This is a genomic window from Mesorhizobium bavaricum, assembly GCF_056781655.1.
Genome location: NZ_CM165566.1, coordinates 2,100,094 through 2,111,969, shown reverse-complemented (window position 1 = coordinate 2,111,969; position 11,876 = coordinate 2,100,094). Strand labels below are relative to the sequence as shown.

General features: G+C 64.5%; 12 protein-coding genes. 4 read left to right on the top strand and 8 right to left on the bottom strand.

Translation table 11 applies throughout. The features are described from left to right. Nucleotides 1–5: 5 nt before the first annotated feature. Complete coding sequence (locus tag AC1RZR_RS10260; protein ID WP_477277972.1) at nucleotides 6–299, bottom strand: DUF2849 domain-containing protein; 294 nt, start codon at nucleotides 297–299, stop codon at nucleotides 6–8. Further along, entirely contained in the window at nucleotides 296–1,747 is a 1,452-nt protein-coding gene (cysG, locus tag AC1RZR_RS10255; RefSeq protein WP_481828428.1) for a siroheme synthase CysG, read from the bottom strand. The genes AC1RZR_RS10260 and cysG overlap by 4 nt, the downstream gene beginning before the upstream one ends. A 431-nt stretch (nucleotides 1,748–2,178) precedes the next feature. Here cysG and AC1RZR_RS10250 point away from each other — a divergent pair, with 431 nt between their 5' ends. Next, nucleotides 2,179–2,628, top strand: a complete 450-nt coding sequence (locus AC1RZR_RS10250) for a baeRF12 domain-containing protein (protein WP_477277976.1) — start codon at nucleotides 2,179–2,181, stop codon at nucleotides 2,626–2,628. A gap of 192 nt (nucleotides 2,629–2,820) precedes the next feature. After that, nucleotides 2,821–4,590: a YbaL family putative K(+) efflux transporter gene (gene ybaL / locus AC1RZR_RS10245; protein WP_477277978.1), complete on the top strand. Its 1,770-nt coding sequence runs from the start codon at nucleotides 2,821–2,823 to the stop codon at nucleotides 4,588–4,590. Nucleotides 4,591–4,672: 82 nt separating this feature from the next. Here ybaL and AC1RZR_RS10240 read toward each other — a convergent pair whose 3' ends face one another. Further along, a complete protein-coding gene (locus AC1RZR_RS10240) occupies nucleotides 4,673–5,482 on the bottom strand; it encodes an AraC family transcriptional regulator (protein WP_481828427.1) in 810 nt (269 codons plus the stop codon). A gap of 151 nt (nucleotides 5,483–5,633) precedes the next feature. Between AC1RZR_RS10240 and AC1RZR_RS10235 the strand changes: the two genes are divergently transcribed. Both AC1RZR_RS10235 and AC1RZR_RS10230 read left to right on the top strand, forming a co-directional pair. Then, nucleotides 5,634–6,578 carry a zinc-binding dehydrogenase gene (locus tag AC1RZR_RS10235; RefSeq protein ID WP_481828426.1) on the top strand — a complete coding sequence of 315 codons (945 nt, stop codon included), beginning with the start codon at nucleotides 5,634–5,636 and terminating at the stop codon, nucleotides 6,576–6,578. Between the two features lie 56 nt (nucleotides 6,579–6,634). Then, complete coding sequence (locus AC1RZR_RS10230) at nucleotides 6,635–7,759, top strand: MFS transporter (protein ID WP_481828425.1); 1,125 nt, start codon at nucleotides 6,635–6,637, stop codon at nucleotides 7,757–7,759. A 12-nt stretch (nucleotides 7,760–7,771) separates the two neighbouring features. Here AC1RZR_RS10230 and AC1RZR_RS10225 read toward each other — a convergent pair whose 3' ends face one another. The 5 genes from AC1RZR_RS10225 to AC1RZR_RS10205 form a co-directional block, all read right to left on the bottom strand. Beyond that, the gene (locus AC1RZR_RS10225; RefSeq protein ID WP_477277986.1) at nucleotides 7,772–8,524 is read right to left on the bottom strand and encodes an SDR family NAD(P)-dependent oxidoreductase; all 753 of its coding nucleotides are present in this window, start codon (nucleotides 8,522–8,524) and stop codon (nucleotides 7,772–7,774) included. 63 nt (nucleotides 8,525–8,587) lie between these two features. Then, nucleotides 8,588–10,867 (bottom strand): transglycosylase domain-containing protein, encoded by a 2,280-nt coding sequence (locus tag AC1RZR_RS10220; protein WP_481828424.1) that lies wholly within the window; start codon nucleotides 10,865–10,867, stop codon nucleotides 8,588–8,590. 189 nt (nucleotides 10,868–11,056) lie between these two features. Then, complete coding sequence (locus tag AC1RZR_RS10215; protein ID WP_013529552.1) at nucleotides 11,057–11,203, bottom strand: hypothetical protein; 147 nt, start codon at nucleotides 11,201–11,203, stop codon at nucleotides 11,057–11,059. Between the two features lie 23 nt (nucleotides 11,204–11,226). Next, nucleotides 11,227–11,481, bottom strand: coding sequence for a GlsB/YeaQ/YmgE family stress response membrane protein (locus AC1RZR_RS10210; RefSeq protein ID WP_379103042.1), 255 nt, complete (start codon nucleotides 11,479–11,481; stop codon nucleotides 11,227–11,229). Between the two features lie 110 nt (nucleotides 11,482–11,591). Further along, nucleotides 11,592–11,795, bottom strand: a complete 204-nt coding sequence (locus AC1RZR_RS10205) for a hypothetical protein (RefSeq protein WP_477277991.1) — start codon at nucleotides 11,793–11,795, stop codon at nucleotides 11,592–11,594. Nucleotides 11,796–11,876 lie beyond the last annotated feature (81 nt).

Below are 11,876 nucleotides of genomic sequence, written 5' to 3'. Positions count from 1 at the left end.
TCCTGTTAAGCTGCCCGGGCAGCCTGCTTGCCGAGGTCGTTGCGGATGGTCGGGCCGGCGGCGCGGATCTTCTCGCGCAACCGCACCGGCTCGACGATGCCGTTGACGACATCCGCGTCGATCAAATTAACGTCGACCACTTCATTGGCGGCATAGGCCCTGGTGCCGATCGCTTCCAGGCGATCCTCGGCAGCCTTGTCATGGGCGAGATCGGCATGGTCCACCGTCTCGGCCCAGCCGCCATCGGCATACCAGACGGCGATGCCGTCGGTCAGGCGGTTGGCGGTCAGTATCTTCATTGCTGGACTCCTTCGGCGGCAGTTGCGGACACGCCTTCATGCCTGTGTGCCGCGAGCGGCTCAGACCGTTCAAAGTTGGCGCCGGCAACCGCATCGCCGATGATGGTCATCACCGGGCCGGAAAGATCGGCGCGCGCTTCCAGCGACGGCAGGTCGGCAAGCGTGCCATGGAAGCGGCGGCGGTTGGCAAGGCTGGCATTCTCGACCACGGCCACCGCCGTGTCCGGCGACAGACCGGCCTCGATCAGCCGGCCGGCAACCTCGGCCGCCACCGAGCGGCCCATATAGACAGCGACCGTGGCGCCCGAAATGGCAAGCTTGGCCCAATCGGGCAGCGAATTGCCCTTGAGGTCGTGGCCTGTGGTGAACACCATCGACGACGACACGCCGCGCAAGGTCAGCGGCAATTCGAAATCGGCGGCGGCGGCGAAGGCCGCGGTGACGCCCGGAACCACCTCATAGGCGATGCCGGCGTCGCGCAATGCGGCCATCTCCTCGCCGGCCCGGCCGAACACCAGCGGATCGCCCGACTTCAGCCGCACGACGCGCTTGCCTTGGCGGCCGAGTTCGACCAGCAGCGCATTGATCTCGGCCTGGCTCTTGGTGTGGCAGCCCTTGCGCTTGCCGACCGGCAGGCGCTCGGCATCACGGCGGCCCATGGCAACCACCGACTCCGGCACCAACGCGTCATGGACGATGACATCGGCCTCCATCAGCAGGCGGTGCGCGCGCAAGGTCAAAAGATCCTCGGCGCCAGGACCTGCGCCGACGAGCGCGATGTGACCCGAGGCCGCCGTGTTCGAAAGCAGAAGATCGACGGCGGCGTCATGCGCCTGCGAAAGCTGGCCAGCTTCCACGGCATGGGCAGGCGCACCGCCGAAAAAGTCGCTCCAGAAGCGGCGGCGGGCATTGCCCTTCGGCAGCAGCTTCTCGGCAGCACCGCGAAACGACGCGGCAAGCGTTGCCAGCGGCCCGAGCGACGGCGACAGCATGCGGTCGATGCGGCTGCGCAGCATCTGGGCAAGCACCGGGCCTGCGCCTTCGGTGCCGATGGCGATGGCGACCGGCGCGCGGTTGACCAGCGCCGGGGTGAAGAAATCGCAGAGTTCCGGCCGGTCGACGGCATTGACCGGGATACCCATCCGGCGCGCATCCGTGGCCACGCGGCGGTCGAGTTCCTCGTCGCCGCTGGCGGCAAACACCATGACCGCGCCTTCGAGCTGAGACGCGTCGTAGGCCGTGGCAAAATGGCTCGCGCCGGCCTGAGCGATGAAGGCCAACAGGTCGGGCTCGGCGTGTTCCGCAACAATGCGCAAGACCGCGCTCGACTGTCCGATCAGCCGCGCCTTGGCCAGCGCCTCTTCGCCACCGCCAACGATGGCCACAGCTTCGCCCTCGACCCGCATGAAGACGGGAAAGGCGTTGAGCTTGGGAGCAGTGTGCGGCATGACGCGGAGCGGAATCCTGAACAGGCTTGCAGTTCTACGCGTGGGCGCGGAAAACCTGAAGGAACGCACTCGCGCATCGTTTGTCGGGATGCAATCGCTTTTCTGAAAGCTTCCCGGCCAAGAGAAAAATATTCCTCATTGGCGCATGGCGCGGATTCAAGCTGCTGCCGCAGGCCTTGATTTGCGCCTCTTTTGGCGCCCAGCGCGAAATGTCGCAAAACAGTTTTTTCTAAATTCTACCAATTTAGTAGATTAAAGTCATATGCATCGGATGACGCCGTTCCGCGTGTGATGACGAACGTCGGCTCGGCCCTTTGGCGGAACATTACCGGTTCCGGACGCGTTGCCCATACGTCCATCACGTCACATCGAAACCCGGCTGCGCAGGGCTCACGAAATGCCGCGGCAGTCGAACAAGGAACAAGTCATCCATGAACACGATCAACATGAAGCACGGCATCTGGGTCATGGTAGCCGATGGCGAGAAGGCGCTTTTCCTGAGAAATGCGGGCGACAACAAATTTCCGAACCTGGAGGTGGTGCATGAGATGAAACAGGACAACCCGCCCACACGTGAGCAAGGCACCGACAGCCCCGGTCGATACAATGATGGTCCATCAGTGCATCGCAGCGCGGTCGAGGACACGGACTGGCACAAGGTCGGCAAGGAGCGCTTCGCCGATGAGATTGCCGCCCGGCTCTACAAGCTCGCGCACAGCGGTGAGTTCAACGAGATCGTGCTTGTCGCACCGCCCATGGTGCTCGGAACCATGCGCAAGAAACTGCACAAGGAAGTTGAGGACAAAGTGACCGCCGAAATTCCCAAGACACTGACCAACCACGCCATATTCGAGATCGAGGCCCTGCTCCAGGCAGCCTGATCGTTGGCCATTTCGGAACTCCGGGCTGACTGGCGGCTTCCTCGGCCGCCGGTGGAGTATTTGCGGAATCGTCGTCGATTTCGCGCCCCTGCGGGTTGCATCGCCGACACCCCTTCCACCATATTGCAAACAGGCGGCGGCTTCGGGCGGCGCACATCCGACATCCCTGGTTTGAAAGGCGCTCCATAGACAATGCCGCATGACACGCCCCTTATCGCCACCATCGTCGCCGGTCTGGGGCTGGCTTTCGTCTTCGGGGCTCTCGCCAATCGCTTCCGAATTCCGCCGCTGGTCGGCTATCTCGTAGCCGGCGTCCTGGTCGGGCCGAACACGCCGGGCTTTGTCGCCGACGCCGGCCTCGCCAATGAACTGGCCGAAATCGGCGTCATTCTCCTGATGTTCGGCGTCGGCCTGCACTTCTCGCTGAAGGATCTTCTGTCGGTCCGCGCCATCGCCGTGCCCGGCGCCATCGTCCAGATCGGCTTTGCCACCGCACTCGGTGCCGGCCTGTCCTGGATGCTCGGCTGGTCGATGGGCGCGGGCCTGGTCTTCGGCCTGGCGCTCTCGGTCGCCTCGACCGTCGTGCTGCTGCGCGCCTTGCAGGAGCGGCGGATGATCGAGACGGAACGCGGCCGCATCGCCGTCGGCTGGCTGATCGTCGAGGATCTGGCCATGGTGCTGGCGCTGGTGCTGCTGCCGGCTCTTGCCGGCGTGCTCGGCGGCCAGGAGCAGGCGGATGCCCACGCGAGCAGCTTGCTGTCTCTGCCGGCCAGCTACGGCATCTGGGGCGTCGTCGGTATCACGCTGGCCAAGGTCGCCGCGTTCGTCGTCGTCATGCTTGTGGTCGGCCGCCGGGTCATTCCCTGGATCCTGCACTACGTCGCCCACACCGGCTCGCGCGAGCTGTTCCGGCTGGCCGTGCTGGCCATAGCGCTCGGCGTCGCCTTCGGCGCGGCGAAACTGTTCGGTGTCTCGCTGGCGCTGGGCGCCTTCTTCGCCGGCATGATCATGAGCGAGTCCGAGCTCAGCCATCGCGCCGCCGAGGAATCGCTGCCGCTGCGCGATGCCTTCTCCGTCTTGTTCTTCGTCTCGGTCGGCATGCTGTTCGACCCGTTCAGCCTGATCAGCAATGGCTGGCCGATCCTGGCGACGCTGGCCATCATCGTCATCGGCAAATCGTTGGCGGCATTCGTCATCGTCATTGCCTTCGGCTATCCCCTGGCCACTGCGCTGATGATTTCGGCAAGCCTGGCCCAGATTGGCGAATTCTCCTTCATCCTGGCCGAGCTCGGTGTTGGGCTGAAGCTGTTGCCCGAACAGGGCCGCGACCTGATCCTGGCTGGCGCCATCCTGTCGATCGTCCTCAACCCGCTGATGTTCCTGGCCATCGACTGGATGAAGCCGTGGCTGGAGCGGCGTGCCGCCAGGACGGCGCCGCCGGTCGAGGCAAAGCCGGTCGGCCCGGCGACGGAACCTGGCCAGGTGGCCTCAGTTGCGGCGACCAACAAGCAGGACGGGCCACCGCCGAGGACAACCCTCGCCAACCACGCCATCCTGATCGGCTATGGCCGTGTCGGCAGCCTCGTCGGCGCGGCGCTGAAAGAGGCCGCCCTGCCCTTCCTCGTCATCGAGGACGCCGACAAGACACTGGCCAGACTGAAGGCTGACGGCATCGAGACCGTATCCGGCAATGCGGCGAATGCCGAAGTGTTCGCCGCCGCCAATCCTGAAGGTGCCGTGCGGCTGATCCTGGCCATCCCCAACGCCTTCGAGGCCGGTCAGATCGTCCTGCGGGCGCGGGCCGCCAATCCCGGCATCAACGTCATCGCCCGCGCCCATTCCGACGCCGAGGTCGATCACCTCAAAGGGCTCGGCGCCGACACGGTGATCATGGGCGAGCGCGAGATCGCCCGCGGCATTGTCGAAGAGGTCCTCGGTCACAAGCCGCAGGCCGCGGCCTGAGCTTCCGCATGCCAAGGGATGGGTCGGTGACCGGCGACATTTTGGCCTGTCGAACTCGACAACCTACCCTCAATCGAATTGATCACGCAACGAATGCAGAGCCGCCATTCTGCGCGACGCTGCTGAGATACTGCGCAGGCGGCTTGCCCAGCGCCTTCTTGAACATGGTGATGAAGGCCGTGACGGACTCGTAGCCGAGATCTGCCGAAACCTGCTGCACGCTCGCGCCCGAGGCCAACTCCCGTATCGCGACGATCAGATGCAATTGCTGGCGCCAGCGTCCGAAACTCAGGCCTGTCTCTCTCACCACCAGGCGTGCCAGGCTGCTCTCGCTGAGAGCGACACGCTGGGCCCATTCTGCCAGATTGCTGCGGTCGGCAGGATTTTCAGCCAAGGCATCGACGATCCGCCTCAAGCGCGGCTCTGACGATATCGGCATATGCAGTTGCTGGACAGGCATGCGCGGCAGTTCGCTGAGCAGAACCCTGGCCAGCACAGCCATGCGCGAATCGTCGTCCTGGCCATGGTCGGCCAGTTCGACGATCAGTTCGCGCAGCAGAGGCGAGATCGACAGCGTGCAGCACCGGTCCGGCAGATCGGCGGATCCCGGCTCGATGTACACGAAGAAAATCCGGGCATTGGCGGTGGCGATATTGCTGTGCTCCATACCGCCGGGAACCCACACGCCGCAATGCGGCGGAACCATCCATAGACCGCTGGGGACGCGGCAGGTGACGCCACCACCGAGCGCGAACACAAGTTGGCCTTTGCGGTGCCAATGGGAGGGAACCTCAGCCCTGGTCTCGGTGACGTCGACGCGCACGGCAATCACCGGCTCGGAAAGCTCATCCACATCGAAATCGGGCCAGGGGAAGCGGAGGGGTTGTCTCATGATTGACGATTTTTAGCGATCGATTGCTTTGATATCTAAATTATTCAGGAGGGAAAGTCGATAGGTTCCGGCTCTTCGATCACCGGCCGCCTGCGAACCGGAAAGACCCGCCGCCGCGACGCGTCCACCACGCAGCAATGAGGTATGAACCATGCTCGCCCTAGTCATCTCTCCCGATAGCCCCACCGGGCTACAGCTAGCGGAGTTCGACGAGCCTCAGCCGGCATCGAACGAAGCGCTGATCTCGGTCCACGCGACCTCTTTGAACCGTGGCGAATTGCGCTTGCTCGCCATACGTCCGAATGGCTGGATACCCGGCCAGGACATTGTTGGGATTGTCGAACGCGCAGCAACCGATGGCTCTGGACCAGTTGCAGGCGCCCGGGTCGTGGCTTTGGTCGACCAGGCCGGCTGGGCCGAACGTGTGGCCGTTCCAACCGACCGTCTCGCCGTCCTCCCGGATGACGTCAGCTTCGTCTCCGCCGCCACGCTTCCGGTCGCGGGAACGACCGCGCTGCGCACCCTGCGCCTCGGCGGTGACCTTGCCGGCCAGCGGGTCCTGATCACCGGTGCAAGTGGCGCGGTCGGTCGCTTCCAGGTCCAGATCGCCCGCGAGCAGGGCGCGTCGGTGACTGCGATCGCCGCAGCCCGGCATGCCGAGGATCTCCGCGGCCTGGGCGCTGAGCGGGTTGTCGAAGCGATCGAAATGGCCGGGGGGCCGTTTGCGCTGATCACCGAGTCGGTCGGCGGCGCAAGCCTCGCACGCGCGATCGAACGGGTGGCGCCGGGCGGCACCATTGTCATGTTCGGCTCGAGCAGCGGCGAACTCACGCCCATTGGATTTCGCCAGTTCGTTCCGGGTCACGAGGGGGCGAGGCTTCACACCTTTGCCTGCTACACTTCCGGCTCAGGCATTGGCGCGGACATCGCCTCGCTGCTCGCCCTGGTCGCGGTCGGCAGGCTTGAAACACGCGTGGCCTTGACCGTGCCGTGGACAGACATCGCCCAAGCCCTGGAAGCCCTCCGGCAGCGCAGCTTCAGCGGCAAGGCCGTTCTCACCATGGTCGCACCTACTCAGATCAGGAGCGCGCGATGACGATAAGAGAGATCGTTCGGACTTCCAGCGGCCATGGCCTTCTCGTGGTCGGCATCATGTTGATCGCCGCGACGCTCCGCGCGCCCTTCACTGGCGTGGCACCCATGCTGGGAATGATCCGCGAGACCAACGGGATCAGCGCGGCCGAGGCCGGGCTCCTGACGACCCTGCCATTGCTCGCATTCGCCGCGATTTCACCGTTCGCGCCCATCCTGGCGCGCCGACACGGTATGGAACGATCGCTGTTCGGCGCTTTGCTTGTGATCACGACCGGGATCGTCGTGCGTTCGACCGGTTCGATCTGGGCGTTATTCCTCGGCACGGCCATCCTCGGAGGCGGAATTGCCGTCGCCAACGTTCTGCTTCCGAGCCTGCTCAAACGGGATTTTCCGGACCGGATCACCAGCTTGACGGGGGCTTACGCCATCACCTCCGGACTGGCCCAGGCGCTCGCATCGACAGCAGCGATCCCCCTTGCCGCGCTGCCGGGGTCGAACTGGCATCTTGCCCTCGCCGGCACGTTGATCTTTCCGGCAATGGCGCTGATGGCCTGGCTTCCTCAACTGCGGCTCAGCTCGGTTTCAACCGCGGAGAATACTTCTGCGTCCAGTGCCGGCCACATCTGGCAGTCATCGCTCGCCTGGCAGGTGACTGCCTATCTCGGCCTGACCTCGCTGGTGTTCTACGTCGTCGTTGGATGGCTGCCGGCCATTCTTATGGAGGCGGGCTATTCCGCGGCTGGTGCTGGCTCTATGCATGGGCTGCTGCAATTGGCGACCGCGGTTCCCGGTTTGATCCTCGGTCCGGCCGTCCGCCGCATGAAGAACCAGCAGGCCCTCGCCATCGGCGTATCGGTTCTCACATGCCTTTCGCTGCTCGGTCTATGGCAGCTTCCAGACCTGGCACCGCTATGGGTCGCGCTGTTCGGATTCGGCGCGGCTGCCGCCTTCGTCCTCGGCCTGGCATTTGTGAGCCTGCGAGCCTCGAACAGCCATCAAGCGGCCGCGCTTTCTGGAATGGCACAAAGTCTGGGCTATTCGCTGGCGGCAGCGGGTCCGCCGCTTGTCGGCCTTGCGCGTGATGCGACCGGGGGTTGGAGCGCGGCCCTGGCATTTTGCGCCGTCGCATCCTTGCTGATGGCGGCTTTCGGTGCTCTTGCCGGACGGGCAAGAACGATCTGACCGCCAACCGGCTCAGACGTGCTGGCCGCCATTGATGTGGATTTCGGAACCGGTCACGTAGGATGCCTGCTGCGAGCACAGGAAGAAGATGATGTCGGCGACCTCCGCCGTGGTGCCGAGGCGCCGCAGCGGTATCGTCTCGACGATCTTGTCCGTGCCCGGCGACAGGATCGCGGTGTCGATCTCGCCCGGCGCAATGGCGTTGACGCGAATGCCGTGCGGGCCGAAATCATGCGCCATCTCGCGCGTCAGCGAGCCGAGTGCCGCCTTCGAAGTCGCATAGGCGGTGCCGGCGAAGGGATGTACGCGGGTGCCGGCGATCGAGGTAACGTTGACGATCGAGCCCTTGGCCGCCGCCAATTCCTTGAACAGCCCGCGCGCCAGCATGATCGGCGCGAAGAAATTGACCTGGAACACGTCGCGCCAGACATGCATCGGCGTTTCGATCGAGTCCATCCGGCTGTTGCCGTCCTTGAGCTTCGGCGAGATGCCGGCATTGTTAACCAGCGCGTGCAGCTGGCCGCCATGCGCTTCCAGCCTGTGGCGGATTTCCGACACGGCGATGCCGACATCCTCCTGATCAGCGAGATCGACCTTGATGTGGTCTTCCGGCCCGGCAGGCCATGGGCAATCCTCGGCAAAGGCCTGGCGCGAACAGGTGATGACGCGCCAGCCTTCGCGCGAAAACCGCTTGACCGTGGCGTGGCCGATGCCGCGGCTGGCGCCGGTCAGCACGATGGTTTTTCTGGTGTCGAGTTCAGCCATGTCGGATCTCCGGGCCGGAGATGTAGCTGAACCACGTCGAGGTGGCGAGAGGCGAGTTGCCGCTCAGCCCCCACCGAGTATGTCGAGGATCGAGGTCTGCTTCTTCTTCAGCGGGCCGCCGACATTGCCGGGCGGCACCGGGTGCTTGATCGACGCGGTGGCGCCCTCGTCCTCCGGCATGGCAAGGCCATCGGCATCGACCGTCTGGGCGGGACGGACCGTGCGGACCGGTGCTGGCGCCTGGGCAACCGGGGCCGCTGCCTGCGCATCAGGCGCCTGCCGGCCAACGGACGCGGACGGAACCGGCGCCGGCTGGCTGTTGTTTGCCGAGGGTATCTCGTCGGGCACGATGGTGTCGGCCGGTGTCGATTTCCAGGTGCCGGGCAGCGGCCGCACCGGCACGCCCTCATGCGCGGCGACCATGAACTCGTGCCAGGCCTGCGCCGGCAGCGCGCCGCCGGTGACCTTCTTCATCGGGCTGCCATCATCATTGCCGAACCAGACGCCGGTGGTGAGATTGGCGGTGTAGCCGACGAACCAGGCATCGCGCGAATTCTGGCTGGTGCCGGTCTTGCCGGCGGATGGCCAGGCGAAAGCCGCTTTCCTGGCGGTGCCGATCTCGACCGTACCCGTCATCATCGAGTTCATCATGCCAACGATCTCAGGCTTGACGACACGCGGCGCATTGCCGCCACCGCTGTCGTAAAGCACCTTGCCGTCGGTGGTCGTCACGCGGCGGATGAAATGGATGTCCGGCTTGTAGCCGCCATTGGCAAACGGCACATAGGCCGATGTCAGCTCCAGCGGCGTCACCTCCGAGGTACCGAGCGCGATCGAGGTGTTGGACTGCAGGTCGGACTGGATGCCCATGCGGTGCGCCGCCTCGACAACCGCGTTCGGCCCAACCTCCATGGTCAACTGGGCGGCGACCGAATTCAGCGATTTCGCCAGCGCCGTGGCCAGCGTCACCTTGCCGAAATACTTGCCGCCGTAATTGTCGGGCGTCCAGTTGCCGATCTTGATCGGCGCATCGTTGCGCACGCTGTCGGGCGTGCGGCCGGCCTCAAGTGCCGCCATGTAGACGAACGGCTTGAACGCCGAACCCGGCTGGCGGCGTGCCTCCGAGGCACGATCGAACTGGCTGGTCGAATAGTCGTAGCCGCCGACCATGGCGCGAACCGCGCCGGAATCGTCGATCGACACCAGGGCGCCCTGGGTGACGTTGAGCTTCTTGCCGCTGTCGTCGATCAGCTTGCGGATCGACTGTTCGGCGAGTTTCTGCAGCGTCAGATCGACGGTGCTGTCGACGATGATGTCGCCGCGCACGTCGCCGATCAGGTCAGGCAGTTCTTCCATGATGGTGTCGGCGACGTAGTTCTCCGAGCCGGTCCAGTAGGACGGCGCGCGCGTTGCCGGCGCGCTCATCGCCGAAGCCAGCTCCTTGCCGCTGATTTTGCCCTCGTCGCGCATGGCGGCAAGCACCAGCTGCGAGCGTTCCTCGGCGGCCTTCGGATCGCGCGCCGGCGACAGCCGCGACGGCGCCTTCAGAAGGCCGGCGAGCAGTGCCGCTTCAGACAAGGTGACGTCGCGCGCACTCTTGCCGAAATAGCGGCGCGAAGCCGCCTCGACGCCATAGGCGCCGGAGCCGAAATAGACCCGGTTGAGGTACATTTCGAGGATCTGGTCCTTGGTGTGCTTGTGCTCCAGCCACAACGCCAGCAGCACCTCCTGCACCTTGCGTTCCAGCGTGCGGTCGGGCGTCAGGAACAGGTTCTTGGCCAATTGCTGGGTCAGCGTCGAGCCACCCTGCGAGAAATGCCCGCCAAGCAAGTTGGTCACCATCGCACGCGACAGGCCGATCGGATCGATGCCGAAATGCGAGTAGAAGCGGCGGTCCTCGATGGCGATGACGGCTTCGGGGATATAGGGCGACATTTCGTGCAGGCCAACGGCCTCGCCGCCGCTCATGCCGCGATTGGCGAGCAGTTGGTTATCGGCTGAGACGATCTTGATGTTGGGAGCGCGGTCGGGGATGGACCAGGTCGTCGCCGCCGGCATCTTGGCGCCGTAGTAGACGACGATGCCGGCCACCGCGATGCCGCCCCAGATGGCGAGCACGAAGCACCAGTAGAACAGCCGGCCGAACACCCCGAACAGGCCGCGCCGGCTTCTGCCACGTCCACCGCGTGACGATTTCGCTTTCGATGATTTGCGTTTTGCGGAGGCTTTGCGATTGCTCGGCACGACGCGATCCTCTTCGTTCGCCGAAAGACCCGCCGAGGATCTCGCCTGCGGCGGTGCCTCGAAACTGGGTTCGATGCGGCTGTCTCTGCGGTTCGCCATGCGCTGTGCTTGATATCCCCGATGCCTATGGCGTTCGGGTTGAAGAGTAGATGCGGCGATTTAAGGGCGGGTTAAGTCGGGAAAAATCAAAGCAATGTGGATTCAATTGCTGGCGGATCGGCCCGGACGGCGCATCAGCGCGCCGCCCGCATGCCCGACACGACGATCGGCGGCGCCGGTCCGATGCTATCAATTCTGCTGGATCGAGATGCCCTTGTCGTCGATCTTGAGCTCGACGCCCTTCGGCTTGGTCTGCTCCCGATAGACATAGATACCGAGCGCAATGACCACGACGACGAGCGCGCCAATGACGAGATAGAGCGTATTCTGTTTCATGGCGCGCTCTTTCGGTTATCGAGCTAAGCTCGCTTCAGGACCTTGACCAGCACCAGCAGGATGATGGCGCCGATAGTGGCATGGATGATCGAGGCGAGAACGCCGCCGCCTATGGAGAAGCCGATCCGCGGGAACAGCCAGCCGGCGATGAACGCGCCGACGATGCCGACGATGATGTTGCCGATCAGGCCGAACCCAAAACCCGAGACGATGAGGCCGGCGAGCCAGCCGGCGATGGCACCAATGATGATGAAGACGATCAGGCTTTCGACACCCATAGCGATTTCCTCCGAGCAAGAGGGCGACGGCGGAACGGAAAGCTCCGAATCGGCCTCGATATCAACGAGTTCAGGCTATTCGAAAGCCGCCAGCCTCGCCAGCGGCGCGCTCACTGATCGTCATCGTCGCTTGCGGCAGGCCGCCAGCTGGTCGGTTCGACCTTCTTTTGTGTGTGGCTATCGGTGTAGACCCACCAGCCGTCGTCCCGATATTGCGCGATGGATTCGTTGACGACTCCGTCGCTGTCCTTCCAGGTGACGGAGACCTTTGAGCCGTCCCTCGGCGCAGTCGATATCGGCTTTCTGTCCGCCACGTCATCCCCCCTTGAACCGACAAACTGAGCCGACAGAACGCGTCGGCCTGCATCTGGTTCCAACTGGCCGCCGGAGCCGAT